Origin of the sequence: Chryseobacterium sp. MEBOG07, from assembly GCF_021869745.1 — a bacterium.
Classification (GTDB): domain Bacteria; phylum Bacteroidota; class Bacteroidia; order Flavobacteriales; family Weeksellaceae; genus Chryseobacterium; species Chryseobacterium viscerum.
In genome coordinates this window covers 3,909,953-3,927,418 of the sequence record NZ_CP084579.1, presented here as the reverse complement: position 1 = coordinate 3,927,418, position 17,466 = coordinate 3,909,953, and the positions used below count along the sequence as shown (strand labels likewise).

At 34.2% G+C, this 17,466-nt stretch carries 16 protein-coding genes, 1 pseudogene and 1 riboswitch; of the genes and pseudogenes, 7 read left to right on the top strand and 10 right to left on the bottom strand.

The features are described 5' to 3' along the window. Positions 1-85: 85 nt before the first annotated feature. The 6 genes from LF886_RS17980 to tsaE form a co-directional block, all read right to left on the bottom strand. A complete protein-coding gene (locus tag LF886_RS17980) occupies positions 86-475 on the bottom strand; it encodes a hypothetical protein (protein WP_236850986.1) in 390 nt (129 codons plus the stop codon). Positions 476-585: 110 nt separating this feature from the next. Continuing rightward, positions 586-1,296, bottom strand: a complete 711-nt coding sequence (locus LF886_RS17975; protein ID WP_124530405.1) for a LytR/AlgR family response regulator transcription factor — start codon at positions 1,294-1,296, stop codon at positions 586-588. Then, entirely contained in the window at positions 1,271-2,044 is a 774-nt protein-coding gene (locus LF886_RS17970; RefSeq protein WP_236850985.1) for a histidine kinase, read from the bottom strand. The genes LF886_RS17975 and LF886_RS17970 overlap by 26 nt, the downstream gene beginning before the upstream one ends. Positions 2,045-2,064: 20 nt before the next feature. After that, a complete protein-coding gene (locus tag LF886_RS17965) occupies positions 2,065-2,436 on the bottom strand; it encodes a DUF4258 domain-containing protein (protein ID WP_124530403.1) in 372 nt (123 codons plus the stop codon). Further along, positions 2,436-3,626 carry an alanine dehydrogenase gene (locus LF886_RS17960; RefSeq protein WP_103233083.1) on the bottom strand — a complete coding sequence of 397 codons (1,191 nt, stop codon included), beginning with the start codon at positions 3,624-3,626 and terminating at the stop codon, positions 2,436-2,438. The genes LF886_RS17965 and LF886_RS17960 overlap by 1 nt, the downstream gene beginning before the upstream one ends. A 67-nt stretch (positions 3,627-3,693) precedes the next feature. Beyond that, positions 3,694-4,101 (bottom strand): tRNA (adenosine(37)-N6)-threonylcarbamoyltransferase complex ATPase subunit type 1 TsaE, encoded by a 408-nt coding sequence (gene tsaE / locus LF886_RS17955; protein WP_236850984.1) that lies wholly within the window; start codon positions 4,099-4,101, stop codon positions 3,694-3,696. 213 nt (positions 4,102-4,314) lie between these two features. Between tsaE and LF886_RS17950 the strand changes: the two are divergent. The 3 genes and pseudogenes from LF886_RS17950 to clpP form a co-directional block, all read left to right on the top strand. Next, positions 4,315-5,018: pseudogene (locus LF886_RS17950) on the top strand (DNA primase); the annotation flags it as partial. Positions 5,019-5,114: 96 nt separating this feature from the next. Then, positions 5,115-6,299 (top strand): toprim domain-containing protein, encoded by a 1,185-nt coding sequence (locus tag LF886_RS17940; protein WP_236854332.1) that lies wholly within the window; start codon positions 5,115-5,117, stop codon positions 6,297-6,299. A 111-nt stretch (positions 6,300-6,410) separates the two neighbouring features. Beyond that, positions 6,411-7,097 (top strand): ATP-dependent Clp endopeptidase proteolytic subunit ClpP, encoded by a 687-nt coding sequence (gene clpP, locus LF886_RS17935; RefSeq protein WP_027373257.1) that lies wholly within the window; start codon positions 6,411-6,413, stop codon positions 7,095-7,097. Positions 7,098-7,331: 234 nt separating this feature from the next. Here clpP and LF886_RS17930 read toward each other — a convergent pair whose 3' ends face one another. Next, positions 7,332-8,441 carry a T9SS type A sorting domain-containing protein gene (locus LF886_RS17930; protein ID WP_236850982.1) on the bottom strand — a complete coding sequence of 370 codons (1,110 nt, stop codon included), beginning with the start codon at positions 8,439-8,441 and terminating at the stop codon, positions 7,332-7,334. Positions 8,442-8,503: 62 nt separating this feature from the next. Continuing rightward, positions 8,504-8,697: riboswitch (cobalamin riboswitch) on the bottom strand. A gap of 234 nt (positions 8,698-8,931) precedes the next feature. Between LF886_RS17930 and LF886_RS17925 the strand changes: the two genes are divergently transcribed. From LF886_RS17925 to LF886_RS17910, 4 genes are all read left to right on the top strand, one after another. Beyond that, a complete protein-coding gene (locus LF886_RS17925) occupies positions 8,932-10,200 on the top strand; it encodes an esterase-like activity of phytase family protein (protein ID WP_236850981.1) in 1,269 nt (422 codons plus the stop codon). Between the two features lie 273 nt (positions 10,201-10,473). Further along, on the top strand, positions 10,474-11,721 hold the full coding sequence (locus LF886_RS17920; RefSeq protein WP_236850980.1) for a site-specific integrase: 1,248 nt from the start codon (positions 10,474-10,476) through the stop codon (positions 11,719-11,721). Beyond that, positions 11,714-12,718 carry a tyrosine-type recombinase/integrase gene (locus tag LF886_RS17915; RefSeq protein ID WP_236850979.1) on the top strand — a complete coding sequence of 335 codons (1,005 nt, stop codon included), beginning with the start codon at positions 11,714-11,716 and terminating at the stop codon, positions 12,716-12,718. The genes LF886_RS17920 and LF886_RS17915 overlap by 8 nt, the downstream gene beginning before the upstream one ends. Further along, positions 12,715-13,737, top strand: coding sequence for a site-specific integrase (locus LF886_RS17910; RefSeq protein ID WP_236850978.1), 1,023 nt, complete (start codon positions 12,715-12,717; stop codon positions 13,735-13,737). Before LF886_RS17915 ends, LF886_RS17910 begins: the two co-directional genes overlap by 4 nt. A gap of 580 nt (positions 13,738-14,317) precedes the next feature. Here LF886_RS17910 and LF886_RS17905 read toward each other — a convergent pair. From LF886_RS17905 to LF886_RS17895, 3 genes are read right to left on the bottom strand one after another with little or no spacing between them, the layout of a single operon-like run. Beyond that, positions 14,318-15,265 carry a hypothetical protein gene (locus LF886_RS17905; RefSeq protein ID WP_236850977.1) on the bottom strand — a complete coding sequence of 316 codons (948 nt, stop codon included), beginning with the start codon at positions 15,263-15,265 and terminating at the stop codon, positions 14,318-14,320. A 20-nt stretch (positions 15,266-15,285) separates the two neighbouring features. Next, complete coding sequence (locus LF886_RS17900; protein WP_236850976.1) at positions 15,286-16,098, bottom strand: C1q-like domain-containing protein; 813 nt, start codon at positions 16,096-16,098, stop codon at positions 15,286-15,288. Between the two features lie 9 nt (positions 16,099-16,107). Then, positions 16,108-16,962 carry a hypothetical protein gene (locus tag LF886_RS17895; RefSeq protein WP_236850975.1) on the bottom strand — a complete coding sequence of 285 codons (855 nt, stop codon included), beginning with the start codon at positions 16,960-16,962 and terminating at the stop codon, positions 16,108-16,110. Positions 16,963-17,466: the final 504 nt, after the last annotated feature.

Sequence of the window (17,466 nt, the reverse complement as noted above, 5' to 3'; positions counted from 1 at the left end):
TTTATGCAAAGTTGATAAGAATATATTAAGATTAAAATACTATTGTTTTTAAATGTAATGAATGTTCTAAAAAATGTAATCAAATCTATTTAAATGAATAGCCAAGTCCAACTCCCACTTTCCAACTGCCATTCTGATCAGCTGTTTTAGAATTATAATAGGCAGGAATCTGAAAGGCTATCTTTTTATAAACCATGGTGAGGCCTGCTCCCAACGTGGGCATAATAGGGCTGTTTTTGGTCCCGAGCGAGTGGTCTTCTTTAATTCTCAATGAAGGAAGCATTCCAAGTATAAATTTAACATTTTTATGAGTAAGGCTCACATTAGGACCTGTAAAGTTGATAAAGGCACCATGATCTACATATCCGGCCACTGCTATCCCGTCAAAAAATGACACCTTAACTTTTGAAGAGGTTTCCTGGGAAAAGCACAGACCGGATATGAGAAATCCCGCAGCATAGAAAAAGTTTTTCATTATAAAATCAATTAATTCTACGCAAAATTAAACAGATTGAATACTGAAAAAGGGGAGTTGTAATGAAGCGTGAATATTCTGTAACGAAACCCGAAAGATTTGAAGAAGGTCTATTTTCCGAATAGCTCCATCAGAGAATTTTTATAGGCATCTCCAATCTGAAGTTTCAAAAAATTATGATCCTCTGTAGGAATCGTGGTGATAATTTCGTTGGTTGAAAATACCTTAATGGAAGACAGAGCAATGATCTCTTTTTTGTTGACCTGTGCAAAATCTTTGGCTGGAAGCATTTCCAGAAGGTTTTTAAAATTCAGGTTTTTTAAAACGATCGTGGTTCCATCACTCAGGATGATATCTTTATCTCTGCTGTCTATCTCAGAGGTTTTGATATAAGAAATCTGTTCTGTGAAAATGACTGTTTTTCCGATATTGGTATTCCATTCGATAAAAGCTTTTTTAGGAGTGTCTTCCACCAGTTCTTTAGCTTTTTCAAAGGCTTGAATCAACCTTTCTTTTTTAATAGGTTTTCTTACGTAATCTACCACATTCAGGTCGAAAGCTTCAGCGGCATATTCCTTATAAGCCGTGGTAAAGATTATTTTTTTTGAGCCTGAAATAATCTCAGCTACCTGAAGTCCCGTCATTCCGGGCATTTCAATATCCAGAATACACAGATTACAGTCGATGTTGTCTATTTCGTTAAGGAAAATTTTAGGGTCATTAAATGCCTTTACGACTTCTACATTGTCGATCTGCTCGCATAGAAGTTTTAAATAACTGATGGCCAGTAATTCATCATCCAGAATAACGCATTTTATCATAGAATTCTCCTAAATTGATTTTTAATTCCGCTGTAAAGACTCCGTTTTTCGAACTTTTTTCCAACTGGTAATAAGTACTGTAGATCATTTTAAGTCTTTGATCAAAAGACTGGCTTCCAAAACCGCTTTTCTCCTTTTCCAGAATATTTTTTAAAGAAGCTTTATTGCTTACTTTCATGGTGAAAATACCATCTTCAAGCTCCATATAAATGGAAATGAAAGAATCCTGGGCTAGGAAATCTGTATGTTTGAAAGCATTTTCAATAAGATCCACAGAGATCAGCGGAGCAAATACCTTTTCTTCATACAGAGAATCGGACTTGTTGATCCTGGATTTGATTCTGAAATCGAAAAGGGGATTGATTTTAATTTTATTAATCTCAATAAGGCTTAAGGCAAAATTAAGTTCCTCTTTAGGGCTCACATACTTATTATTGCTTTCGTATAAAATATAATCCAGCACATTTGCCAGTTTGTCCAGCGACATATACGTCTGATAGGCATGAGACTGAACCGAATTGAGAATGTTTTTAAACAAATGCGGATTCAGCTTTGTGCCGATATGTTCCAAACGGACTTCGTTCAGACGCTGCTCGATAAGTTTATTGGTTTCCGATAATTTGGTATTTTTCTGATTCAGCTTCTGATTCTGGCTGAAGAGATAAATACTTACGGTAAGAAACAGGAAAATGGCAAAAACTCCGACGAATATCAGATAATCATGAATCATGTAGTAATTGCCTTCCATAAAATCTTGGTTATTAAAAACTATTTAAGTTTCTTAAGACCGTTTACCGTTACCTCTTCTTCACATTTTTCAAAAGAGACCTCATAAGAAGGATTTTTTTCAGGATAGGTCAAAATATAGTTTGGACACGGTTTTTTCTGTGCCTGGCTGCGGTCAAAATCTACTTTTCCGTTGGTAATGATGCTGTCTTTTACAAATTTCTCATCAATCTTGTAGGTAGTCATTGCATTTTTAACTTCTTCAGAATATTTGAATTCCTTAGATAGTGTTTCAGCAATAACACGGCTGTTGGGTAAATAACCGCTGCAGCTTGCCCCTTTTTTGTTTAGAATAAAAAATACGAGCAAAAGCCCAGGCAAAAAGCCTATTACGAAGAATTTCAGTTTTTTCATTAGAAAATTAAAAGATTGATATCATGGTACGTAAGTCCGAAACGGTCGCAGATGATCTTTTTGGTATGTCTTCCTTTATACATATATAAACTCTGCTTCATTTCGTTTTTGCGGATCAGCATATTTTCAAAGCCGCCCTCTTCATCATAATTTAAAATATAGGAAAGAAAGAAATTTGAGATTGCCTTGGTAGTAGTTCTCGGCATTCTTGAGGTAAGGTTCGGAAGTCCACAGTGGATGACACCGTGCTTGATGATATAAGGATCTTCCATGGTAGTCAGTTCTGAAGTTTCAATAACTTTACCATTATCTATGGTGATATCGATGATCACACTGCCTTTTTTCATTTTCATGACCATATCTTCAGTAACGATAGGGGTCATATTCAATCTTGGAAGTGCTCCTATGACAACATCAGCACGTCTTAAACTTTTGCTGAGTTCTTTAGGATCAATGATGGAAGTCGGGACACGGCTGTCAACAATCGTATGAAGTCTTCTCAGCTTCGATAATGAGTTGTCAAAAACCTTTACACTGGCTCCCAGACCTATGGCTGCTTTCGTAGCGAATTCACCTACAATCCCAGCTCCAAGAATCACTACTTCAGCAGGTCTTACTCCTGTGATCCCTCCGAGCATTAAGCCGTTGGATAAGGCTAATAATTCCGAAGCATATAAAATAGAAACAGTTCCTGCAATTTCTCCTACTAATCTTACCAAAGCCAGCTGTTTGTATTCATCAACGATGAATTCGAAAGCAATGGCATTTATTTTTTTCTCAGCAAGCTTTAAGAAATAGTCCTTGTCTCTTAGGTTGATCTGAAGCGCCGAAACCAGATAAGTATTCGGTTTCATATACTCTATTTCGTCTTCCGTAGGAGGGTTGACCTTAAGGATAAGATCCTGCCCGAAAGCTTCTTTTGGATCAGTGGTGATCTTCGCTCCAGATTCAGAGTATTGTAAATCTGTAAAAAAAGAACCTTGTCCGGCCCCAGCTTCAATAATGATCTCATGGCCGTGCTCTACCAACACCTGTACGGCGTCAGGAGTAATGCAGGTTCTCCTTTCGTTGAGACAGGTTTCTTTAGGAATTCCAATACTGAATTGTTTTCCTTTTTTTATCACCTCCAATTTTTCCTCTTTCGGCATCAATTCTTCTTCTGTGAAAGGAGTAAAAATATTTGTACTCATCCTTAAATTAAATTATGTCTTACAGATTGTTATTTACACTCAATTAATGAACAAAGATACATAATATTTAATCGAATGAAACTTCTCTGTTTTCACCCGTATTCACAATACTCATTGTGTGGTAGTTGAGCCCGTAAAGTTCCTCTTCATAGACTTCCGGCCACTCGATGATACACAGAAAAGAGTTGTCCAGATATTCTTCAATTCCGATATCATAGACTTCTTCAATGTTTTTTAAGCGGTAAAGATCAAAGTGGTACACTTTTCCTTTTTCTGTATTGTATTCATTAACAATAGAGTAAGTAGGAGAGTTGACTTCATCCTTGCTGCCCATATTTTTAAGCAAAAATTGGGTGAACGTCGTTTTCCCCGCTCCCAGATTTCCTTTTAATAAAAAAATATTATGTTTTAATTGAGGAATGATGCTGTCAACAACTTCCTGCCAGTCTTCAATTGTATTTATAGTGAACTGCATATACTAATTTGTTTTGCAAAAATAATGAATTTAAAGAGCGAAAATTGAGAATAAAGAGAAAAGAATAAAGACCATAAAGATAGATGGGTACGATTGAAGCTAAAATTGATTTAAAGGAGCAAACCCAAAACTCATATCCGGTATCCCACACACTCTTACACTCTAACTCTCAAACTCTTTCAATTTCTACATAAAAATACTTAATTTTACAGCATGATTTCTAAGCAGACCATTGATAAAATATTCTCCACGATCCGCGTTGAAGAGATTGTGGGTGAATATGTGCAGTTGAAAAGAGCAGGGTCTAACTTTAAAGGACTCAGTCCTTTTCATGAAGAAAAGTCTCCCAGTTTTGTCGTTTCACCAAGCAAACAGATCTGGAAGGATTTTTCAACAGGAAAAGGAGGGACAGCAATCTCTTTCCTTATGGAGATTGAAAATTTTACTTATCCTGAAGCGCTTCGTCACGCTGCCAAAAAGTATGGTATTGAAGTAGAAGAAGATCTGCGTGAAATTTCTGAGGAAGCAAAAAATGCCCAGACAGAAAAAGATATTTTATATAAGATCCACGAAGTGGCGAATACCTATTTCCAGGAGATCTTATGGGATGATAAGGAAGGGAGAAGCATAGGGCTTTCTTATTTTAAAGAGAGAGAACTTAAGGATGATATCATCAATAAATTCCAGCTGGGGTATTCTCCTGAAAAAAGAATGCTTTTACGGCGTATGCCCTGGAAAAAGGATATACCAAAGAAATCCTTGAGAAATCCGGACTTTCTATTTTCCCGGAAAACACGCCGGCAGGAATAGACCGTTTCAGAGATAGAGTCATCTTCCCGATTCATAGTTTTTCAGGAAGGGTTTTAGGTTTTGGAGCCAGGATTCTTAAGAGTAATGTCAAAACAGCAAAATATCTCAATTCGCCGGAAACAGAGATTTACCATAAATCCAATGTCCTTTATGGATTAAACCAGAGTAAACAGTCCATTTCAAGGAAGAATGTCTGTCTTTTGGTGGAAGGATATATGGACGTGATCTCTCTTCACATGTCCGGAATTGAAAATGTAGTGGCCAGTTCGGGAACTTCCTTGACTACAGAGCAGATCAAACTGATCAAAAGGCTTACGGAAAATGTAACCATTCTTTTTGATGGTGATAATGCAGGTATTAAAGCCAGTTTCCGAAGCATAGACATGCTTTTGACTGAAGGAATGAATATCCGTGTATTGCTTTTCCCTGATGGGGATGACCCGGATTCTTTCGCCAGAAAACATCCTCAGGAATACGTTGAAAAGTATATCGAAAATGAAGCGATGGATTTCATCGACTTTAAAGCGGAAATCCTGTTGAGAGATGTAGGAAATGATCCTATTAAAAAGGCTGAAGCAATAAGGGATATCGTGAAATCGGTTTCTTTTGTACAGAATGCACTGAAAAGGGAAGTCTACCTTAAGGAAGTATCCAATAAGTTCGGACTTTCTGAGCAGAGTCTTTTCAATGAGCTAGGGGTTCAGAAGCAGATCACGCAGAATCAAACTCATCATGTGCAGCAGCAACAGAAGGAAAATGTTGCTCCTAAGATGGAGATTGTTCCTTTGGATAAGGAAAAAGAAGATCCTTTTTTGTTTGATGTGTTGTTTATGGAGAATAAACTTGTTGAACACATGCTGGCGTTTGGAGATATTGTTCTGAAACGTAGAAATGAACAGGGTGAAGAATATCAGATTACAGTAATTGAGGAGATTCTTCATCATTTTGAAGAAGAGCAGTATGCATTTTTAGTCAAAGGAAATGAAATCATTATCACTCAAGTGAGGGAAGGAATTCAGAAAGACGAGCTCAGAAGTGGAAACTTTTTTGTATCTTTTATGGATGAAGAGATTACTACAAAGGTTGTAGATGCTTTGATTCCGTTGGATGATCTTGAAAACTGGGCTTCCAGAAATATCTATCCACCCAATTACGGAGATAAAGTGGCAGATCAGATCCAGGGAGATGTTTTATTGCACAAATACAGATATATTGATTATTTGATCACAGAAACGGCAAAAGAACTGGATCAGTACAGCAGTACAGATGAAGGAAAATATTATGAGCTGATAAAAAAGATTACCTTACTGAAACAGGCTTCCATCAGATTGAGCAATATTATCGAGTATTCACCTATCAAAGGGATTTATGTAGATCGAAAGAGATAGTTTGAAGTCAGTTTTTTTTGATATTCTGTGACAAAAAGTCCTATAAAATTTTAGGAATAAATATTGTAATTTAAACTTCAGGAATATTTAAAAATAATACATAATAAAAATATGGACATTAAAAAAGAATTCAGAGATTTCTCTGTAAAGCACTTAGGAAACAACGGTTTGGTTACCGATCAGTATATGGGAATGTATGGCCCAACGAATCTTACACCGTACATCATGGAAGAAAGAAGATTAAACGTTGCTCAGATGGACGTTTTCTCCCGTTTGATGATGGACAGAATTATCTTCCTGGGAACGGGTATTGATGATCAGGTAGCAAACATCGTTACGGCACAGCTTTTATTCTTAGAAAGTGCAGACCCATCAAAAGATATTCAGATCTATATCAACTCTCCTGGTGGTAGCGTATATGCCGGTTTAGGTATTTATGATACGATGCAGATCATCAAACCGGATGTAGCGACAATCTGTACAGGTATGGCTGCTTCTATGGGAGCTGTATTATTGGTTGCCGGAGAAAAAGGAAAGCGTTCTGCGCTTAAGCACTCAAGAGTAATGATTCACCAGCCTTCAGGAGGTGCTCAGGGAGTAGCTTCAGATATGGAGATCAACTTGAGAGAGATGCTGAAATTGAAGCAGGAGCTTTATGAAATCATCGGTCACCACTCAGGGCAAACTTACGAGTGGGTAGAGAAATCTTCTGACAGAGATTACTGGATGACTTCTGAAGAAGCTAAAGGTTACGGAATGGTAGATGAGGTTCTACAAAGATCTACAGAGAAAAAATAATTGATTGTAAAATCATAAGAAACCGTACCAATCTGGTGCGGTTTTTTGTTTATCACAAAGCCTTAAAAGTTTTCTCCCGGGAAAATTAAAACGCTTACAAATAGTCAACTGGAGACGTAAAATTCCCCTCTTCCGGAGGGGTGGCGAAAATTCAAAGAATTTTTGACGGGGTGGTTTTACGTGTAGTTCTGGACATATCATTATAAAAAAAGCGCCTTTTTAAAGGCGCTTTCTCTATTTCTTAACCATTTTATGGATCGTTGTATTTTCAGCTGTTTTAATTTCAACAAAATAAACCCCTGAATGTAAAGACTGGATAGTAATCTTTGCTTCCTGAGAAGTCATTACCTTCTGTCCTGTGGCAGAATAAATATTCACTTCCTTCAGTTTCTCAGCAGTTTCAATCTGAATGAAATCACTTGCCGGATTAGGATAAATACTGAATTTTTTCTTATTCACATCGGACGTTCCCAGTGTTGCATTAAATGCTTCAGTAGGGGTAAACGGTCTTCTCTGTCCAAAACTCAATCCCAACCAGTCGTTGTTGCTCAACTGAATTTGAGAAAGGTTGGTTTTTGTTTGCCAGCTCGACAAATCTTTTCCTTTATATAACTTCCAGCCGTCTGATCCGGAAGCATTTCCTGTGAATGAGTTCAATGATAAATTGGAAATCTGATTATTGGCGGATGTAACATTAAAATAGGAAGTCTGTGACTGGATCAGTTGTAAAGCCTGTTCAGCCGTTATACTTCCGTTATATTTTATTCCAAAAACAAAAGAATTGGCACTTCCGTTGGCATTATCAGTTCCGAAATCGATTACGATAAGACTTGTATTGCTTCCTGTTCCAATCCAGTTGGTAACCTGAGATGGAGTATACCATGTAGAGCTGTAAGCTGCAACGGGAGGAGAGGGAGGGGTGTCGTAATGATCAAGACCGTATGACACTCCATACCATTTTCCGTCAACCAATGGAGTATAGCCTACACCATTGTTCCATGCCATGTTTGATGCGCTGGACCCAGACCATGTTATCCAGCTATCATCAGTAGTGGAGGTATGATGATTATAATTCAGGATAGAAAGATATCCTGTAGGAATATCAACCTGCATTTTGGATTCGGCGGCTACAATTGCATTGATAAGATCTTCCATCACTAGACCATTGCCATCAAAACGATATCCCCACGCATAAGAATTGGGAGTACTGTCGTCATTGAAATCTGCAATGAAATAGGCCTTTTTAGAACCGGTTCCTACCCAAAATTTGATGTCGTTTTCTGTGAATTGGGCCGACAATAACTGCATACAAAGCAGTAAGAAAAAAAGATAGATTTTTCTCATGATATAATTTAATTAAAGTTTTATTCCCGAAACTTATCTCCAGAGGAAAAACAATTCTTTCTCTGAAGTCAGTATCTTAAGGCAGGTCTCCTGGCTCACATCTTACAGCTTCCTTCCCGGATTTTCAGATCCAGTGGATATTATGTGCGGTAAGTTTAAACAGTTTACAGTTGCGGGTACAGCCCAAGATTTGAATGTTATTCTCACTTGATTCCCTATTAATGAACATTGTTCAGCCTTAAAAAACGCTGCAAATATATCATATAAATAGGTGAGTCTGTTTTGTGAATTATCTTTTTTTTGGATTCTTAAAAAGTTGATTTTCATATTAATTAATGATTGGATTGAATCATTAGTGTTTTATTTTAAAATTCAATATTTTTCTGTTTATATTCAATTCATTTTAAGGTTCTATTGTTAAAACACAATTATCATTATATTCAAGATCAGTTTATAATCAATTTATACTTTCGCAGCCATAAAAGTGAATATGAAAAAATTACTATTGTCTGTTGTAGTGCTGGCAGTATTGGCTTCATGTAAAAGTGATGATGATACCACAATGATTAACCAGGATATTAATTATTCCAAACTCCCTCAGGAGTTTCCATTTACCAAATTGGCTACGATAAACGGAGTAGATGTTATCAATGGCGGATTTGGTTCCGGAGCTGCGGCTCACCCTACGAGAAAAGGCGAATTTTACGTCATTACAGATAGGGGACCCAACACGGACTTCCAGAATGGAAAAAAATTTTTAACCCCTGACTTTACGCCTACCATTATGCATTTTAAAATCAATGCTGACGGAAATGTAGAGGTAATCAAATATATTAAGCTTAAAAATCCATCGGGACAGCCTATTACAGGCTTACCAAACCCTGTAGGAATGGGAAGCACAGGAGAAATAGCCTACGATGCTTCCGGAAATGTTCTGGGTACTGATAAATATGGACTGGACAGTGAAAGTATTGTTGCTGCGGCTGACGGTACATTCTGGGTTTCTGATGAATATGGTCCGCATATTGTGCATTACAGCGCAGACGGAGTAGAAATGGAAAGAATAAGCCCGATAGGTGTAAATACAGGAACAAGAAAATTACCTGCAGTTTTGGCCAAAAGAAGGGCTAACCGAGGAATGGAAGGACTTGCTATTACCCCAGACGGAAGAACATTGGTAGGAACAATACAGTCGATGATGTATGTGCCGACCAAAGCATTGGCAACCAATACTAGCTTAACAAGAATTGTCACATTTGATATTATAACAGGGCAGACCAAGCAGTTTTTATACAAACAGGATGGGGGTGCTTCTGACTCAGTTTGTGATATTACGGCACTAAGTAACAATGAATTTTTAGTAATCGAAAGAGATGGAAATTTCGGATCTCAGGGAGGGCTTAAAAAGGTATACAGAATCAACCTGAGCAATGCAAGCGATGTAAACGGAGCTGATATCAATGCTGTAGACGGGATGAAAGTGAACGGAAAAGCTTTAGAACAGTGCTCATGGGATGAGATAACGAATGCAGGGATAAAGACTGTCACCAAAACATTGGCAGTGGATCTGGTTGCAAAATTGGGTTATGAACATGATAAATTTGAGGGAATTGTTTACTTAGGAAACAATAAACTGGCTGTTTTCAATGATGATGACTTTGGAGTAGTGGATGATGGAAACGGAAACCCAAAAGCTAAGATTCTTCCTAAAACAGGGAAGGTAGACAAAGGAACGATGTATGTAGTCGATTATCAATAGTTAAATATTATCGAAACATACATTAGTTATGATATATAAACTATTGGTTATCAGTTTTAATTTTGATAATATAGTATTGATAATAATATAGGTTTTATTTATTATTTATAATGTGATTAAAAACGGCTACTCACTATTAGCTGTTTTTCTATTATAGATCTATCTGAAAGATTTGTAAACGTTTAATTTGTTATATATCAATTTTTTATCGTAGCTTTAAACTATATAATAAAGTTCGTCTTATGCCAAACTTCATAATAAAAATATATTATTATGGCTATAGACTTATACGAATTACACAGCAAATTTGAGAAATACATGCATGAAAATGGTGTATCCCCCACTCAAATCAATAAGTTTTATAATGAATTTAACCGTCTTTCTAAGTATATGACAGAAAATTCATATACCTATTACAATGAAGAGATTGGTCTCTCTTATTTAAGCTATAGAGAATTCAATATTTCGGATAAAACTAAACGAGGGAATCGTAGTGATAAACGATATATTGTTCTTTTGAATGGAATGCTTAAAGGTGTATGGATATATCAGCATAGAGAAAATGGAGGAAGGAATTATGATCTTACTTTTCCTGGAACACTTGGTGATTTTTTTACAAATTTTCTTAATGATTATTGTAATAATAGAAGGCTTGCGGATAGTACTAGAAGAATTTACTATAGGTGCTTATATTCATTTTGTGAACGATTAGAACTTGATAATATTTACTCTGTAAATAATATAACTTCTGAATTAATACTTTCTTTTTCATCTGGTCAGGTCTCTAATTGTAATAATTGTATCATAATTCTAAGGGCAGTACTGAGAAAGCTCTTTGAACAAGGAGCTATTAATTTTTATACTTCGAATATCTTAGAACAAACAAGAACTCAAAAACTCAAAAAACTACCATCTTATTTTAGCCCCAGTGAAATTTCAATTTTAGAAAGTAATATCGATAGAATGACAGCATGTGGCAAAAGAGACTATGCTATGATATTATTATCAACAAGGTTGGGACTAAGATCATCTGATATAAGATACCTGAAATTTTCAGATATTAATTGGAATGAAAATATTATTTGTATTGAACAATTTAAAACAAAAAAAATAGTTGAATTACCATTAATAATAGATATTGGAGAAGCAATCATTGATTACATCAAAAATGGAAGACCAAAATCTGATAGCCCTTTTATTTTTTTAAGGGCATGGGGACCTTATACATGTATAACTCAAGGCGCTTTTCATGCTGCTGTTAGGAAATATCTTAAAAGCCCTCATATTGATTTAAGAGATAGAAAAAAAGGAAGCCACTCACTTCGACATAGTTTAGCAACAAATTTATTAGAAAAAGGTAATTCTTTATTGACTATATCTAATACTTTAGGCCATTCTAGTATAGATTCTACAATGGATTACATTCACTTAAGTGTTGAGAGTTTATTATTATGCTCTTTAGATGTTCCAATCGTAGATAACGAATTTTATGAACAAAAAAAAGATTTTTATTATGAATAAAAAATTTGTTTTCACAAGCAAACTATCACCATATATAGAAGGTTTACTAAGAGAAAAAGAGCATAAAGGGCTTTTAAAAAGGAACGGATTTAAGTGGATAATGTTAGAATTCGATAAATTTTACGTTGAAAATAATATACAAAATGTTTACATAAAGCAAGAAATAATTGCCAAATGGAGAAATACAAGGGTAAATGATAGCAGTCGTACTATTTATAATAAACTTTCTGCATGGCGTCAACTTGCTAGATATATGTGTTCTATCGGTATAGAATCTTATGTAGTTAGGTTACCTAAAAATGGAGCGAAAAATTTATATAAACCATATATATTTACACATCATGAAATGGATAAGATTTTTTCAGTATCGGATCAACTAAGAATCCGCGTAAGAAATGCACAAGTTATAATGTTTGTAATTCCAGCTTTAATCAGGTTGCTTTACAGTACAGGAATTAGAATTGGCGAGGCATTAGAAATAAGAAATAAAGATATTGATTTTGAAAAAAAATGTATACGTATAAAAGGGGCGAAAAATTACACAGAAAGATTAGCGGCAATTAATGATTCATTACTGCTTGTTTTGCAGCAATTTAAAAAATTTAGAGATAGAATTCCTATTGATAATATTTTATTGCCTGATCATTATTTTTTTATTTCACATCTCGGAAAAAAATGTAACGATGAGACAACAAGGAAATGGTTTTATGAAATTTTAAGATTTTGTGGTATTGGACAACAAACAGGAGGAAATTCTCCACGTTTGCATGATCTCAGACATACAGCTGCGGTACATGGTCTAATGAAAATGATAGAAAATAATACAGATATATACTGTGCTTTACCAGTAATTTCAAACTTTTTAGGACATAAAAAAGTTTCTTCAACAGAAGTGTACGTTAGATTAACTAAAGAAGCATTTCCTCACATAATTAATCCACAAATGATGGTATCTTCGGTTTTCCCCAAAATCAATTTATTAAATAACAGATTATGAAGGATTTTGCTAAGCATTTACATAGTTATATACATAATTATCTTATTGGAGAATGTGGATATGGTACAAATACAATTAGGAGCTATAAGAAAGGATTTAGATTGCTTGTCATTTTTATGAAAGAAGAGAGAAGAATTACGCCTGATAAAATAGAGTTGAAGCATTTGAATAGAAATGTTGTTTTAGATTTTCTTAAATGGTTAGAAATAAAACACAAAAGTTCAGTATCGACAAGAAATCAAAGATATGCTATTATATGTTCATTTTGTAATTATCTTCAGTATGAAGAACCCGATAGAATTGTAGAATGGCAAAATATTCGTTCAATTAGATTAAAAGCGGCACCTGTAAAAGTTATTAGTTATTTAACTAAAGATGGCGTTAAATTATTATTAGACCAAATACCTAATAATACGAAATCATTTAGACGAGACTTAGCAATGTTGGCTCTTTTATATGATAGTGCAGCACGAGTGCAAGAGCTTTGTGATTTAACACCATCTTCTATAAGGTTTGACGATCCATATTTTATAAGAGTTTTGGGAAAAGGAAATAAGGAACGAGATATCCCATTAATGAAAGAACAAATTGACTTATTAAAACTCTATGTTAAAGAAAATAACCTTGATACATCAGAAAAATATAATTATCCTCTTTTCACTAATCGTTTTGGAGGGAAATTAACTCCTGCTGGTATTACCTATATCCTGAAAAAATATGCTAAAAAAGCAAGGTCAATTAATAACATTTTGATCCCTCAAATTATAAGTCCTCACATTTTTAGGCATTCTAAGGCTATGCACCTTGTTCAGGATGGAGTGAACCTAATATATATAAGAGATTTATTAGGCCATGCAAGTGTTATAACTACTGAAAGATATGCACGTGCTGACTCAAAACAAAAGAGAGAAGCATTAGAGACTGTTTATGAAGATGTTATTCCACATAAAGGAATAGCAGGATCATGGGAAAAAGATATTAAACTTAGAGATTTTTTGAATGATTTAGGGTGTAATTAAGCGAAAAGAATTAAATTTTAAGTATTATTTATCACCTTTTGAGCTTACTTTATATTTATTATAATATAATTAAAGTAAAAAACCGTAGAAAACAATATTTTTTGTAAAGTAGATGTTAATCTAATTGTTCTTACCATGTAATCATTATTCTAATATACGATCCTATTATTCTGAATTGAGGATATTTCCCGTATTGTTTCCAACGCTTTTTTAACACTGCAACAGTGTCATGGGCTTTATTCGGTGTCAGATAATCCGATAATTGAATGTGGGCGGCTTTTACTATAGGTGAATACACTATTCTGCCAATGTCTTTTTTTTGCTTCCTTATGATTCTGATAAATTTGTTTCCTGAAATTTCTTTCAATTGCCCTATTGAAAGTTGTTGAGGATTAGTTATTTTTTTTTATTTTTTTCTTGAATTAGTAATTATTTATAGAAATATAGGATTTATTTTTATTCTGAGACTTCTGGATTTGCAATATTTGTGGGATTTCCATTAATATAATTAATGATATTTTAATTTTTATGGTTAAAGTATCATAAAAATTAAAGTGACAGAATAATTTTTGATATCACATTATTGTTGCGCAATAGTTAAATTATTATAGTTTCCAGACGATATGAGTGTATTGTTGCTTCCATTTACAGAAATATATATTACAGGTAAAATTCTTTCTCCAGTTCTCAAATAAAATGAAGAAGTACAATTTGATCCAACATTGATTGGATTTGCATACGTTGCCGGGACATTAGAGGTGTTTGCAGGAAATGTTACTGCACATTTTACACGGTTAACAATATTACCTGCAGTAAGACCGTTGGTATTATCATATTGCTCCCAAACAGCTTCAACTTGCGCAAAACTTCCATTGTTTGATCCTGCATTACTTATAATTGTTGGATCAAGAGCAACCGTAAATGAAGCTACGTACACTCCGTCATTAGGTGCTTTAAAACTTCCATTTATGGGATCAAAGCTATTTAAATTATCATATTTCTCAACCCAGTCTGTCAAGTAATTTACAGTGTAAGGAGGTAAATTAGAAGATACTGGTCCGGCTGGGGTTCCTTTATTACAAGTACTTGAAGTTTTGTTCGCTATCACAACTGCTTTCATAATCTGGGATGCAAGTTTTACCCAAACCAATCCATTCGAGTATTGCATAGTCTTAGTTGCTTTGTCATACTTAAAAGCTCCTTCCCCAGAAATTGAAGCTGATAAATCAGTGTCTCCTATACCAATTTCAGAATTTGCATTATTTGCATCTCTAATATCAAGTTTCACTTTAGGATTTATATTTCCTACTCCCATCTTACCATTGGTATTAACAATAATATCATTACTCTGTTGGGCTGTTGAAATTACAGTTCCTATTTTAGGATTATCTGTCAATCCATCAATATGTAAAAGAGATTGTGGATTTGTTGTATTGATCCCAAGGTTTTTATTTTGTGCAGCAACATTATTTTCTGAAAAGAAAAACAAAGTTAATGGGAAAATGATTTTATTTATATAATTTTTCATTATGAGGTGTTTAATATGGTCTATAATCCAAAAATGCTTATAGATGTTAAAGTAGGTTCAGTATCTTTCGAAATATTTAAGTTCTGTTTAATCTGTCCATAGATCGTTTCTCCAGTGTTTAAATTGAAGATCCCTGAACAGCTTGAAGTAACAATATTGGTTGCTACCCCTGCTACATTTCCGGGATATGCATTTACACACTTAAAATGTGGAATATAAGTGGTATTATTGGAACTGATGATAGATTCTAAAATTGTGTTATCATTTATAATTCCCGATTTCAATCCAATTTCAAAACTTACAACATATATTCCCGGCTGTTTAGCGGTAAAAACACCTGTTGATGCATTGAAGTTACCATTACTATCGGTAACCACCGTCCAGTTAGTTATTGTTGTTGTTGTTCCACTTGAAATTGGTTGAGAAGTAGGATTAGTAGCTAAAATAAAATCTTTAGGAAGTCCTCTGTCCAATGCAATCCAATTAATACCATCAGAATAATTAATAGTTTTTGTTACCTTATTGTATTTAACAGCTCCTTCCCCCGCATCAGCTGCTGTAAGATTAGTGTCACCAATACCAATAGCATTAGCTTTTTCATTTGAACGTATATCTACTCTTGTAATAGGAGCTCCATTTCCAACACCTAAGTTGCCAGATGATGTTATCACTACATCATCATAGTTTTTTAGAGATGCTGGAACTATCGAATTATTTTTTTGACCATCGATATGCAAAATTGCCTGAGGTGTTGTTGTTCCAATACCTACATTTTGTGCTGTAAGTATACCGAAAGAACCAATCGTAATTACTAAGATTATTATTTTTCTCATATGTATATGCTATTGTTCTATAATTGAAAAATTATTAAATCCGAAATTATTATCAGTAACTGCTGATCCCCATCTCAATATCATATCTTTATTTGCTAAATTCTGGAATATATGTAAAGAAAGAGTATCATTTTTAGATAACTGAATTACAGCCATACAGTAGCCTCCAATTTGTTGACTAGTAGCAGAAGTCTCTCCGAAGGTTTTCAAACACCTTTTTACTGGATTTGTAATATCTCCGTTTTTAATAAACCTTGCTTCCGAATAGGCATTATTGACTAAAGCTGTTGACGGATCATTGAAATTGTAGGTAATAGTGACCAAATAGGCTCCCGATCTAGGCGCAGAAAAAACTCCTGTTGATTGATCAAAACTATTTGTTATATCAGAAACCTCATTCCATTTTGTCAGAGGGATATCCTTTTGATAAGGAACAGTAATTGCCGTATTTATTCTTTCCACGATTCCAATTTTTGGAGAATTAGAATTTAGTCGGTACCAAACTGTACCATCAGAATATTCTAAATTGCCTGCATTATTGGTAGCATATCTTAATGCTCCAGCATCTGCTCCAGTAATATCGGGACTTTGTGTAGTTTGGCCAATTCCTATAGAATTATTGGTGTTTGCTGCACCACGAAGATCTAGTTTAGCTATAGGCTTTATAATACCAACACCTAATTTACCACTCGAAGTAAATACTACATCGTCTTTATATTCTAGTGCAGAAGGATTACTCCCAGAGGGATTATTTGATCCTCCATCAACATGCAAGCTGGCCTGCGGATATCTTGTATTGATACCAACCTGACTAAAGCTTTTGAGTGTCATTAGAATAAATAAAAATGTGACTTTTTTTTTCATTAATGTTTTTATTTGGAAATAATTATGATTTTAATAAGGGAAAGAAAATTATAATGCTTAGAAGTTAATGTTTTTCATTATACTATTTTTTTAAAGCGAGCAACTGTAAAAATTACTCACAATGAAAACTCTAAACAAGTATTACGTTTGTTTAATGTTAAAAAAAATCCATATCCACTAACATAAATTGCAACCACAATGATATAATTAAATTTTGATCAAAATTATCATTTAGCTAGTTGAAAAAAGTACAAATATCTGACGTTAAACTCTAAATATTAAACATAATAAATAATAACCAACTGATTGCCAATTATAAAATGTCTGTTAAGTATTGTAAAAAATAATTAGTGGAAATTATTCTTAAAATTAAAAATCCGTTTTTTCAATTGGTCCCTAGTAAAAACACTTTTGTTTTGTAATTTTTTCTTAATATTATATTTTAAATAGTTGATTTTTTAGGTATCATTTAATTAGAATAATAAATTTTAAACTATTTAGAAT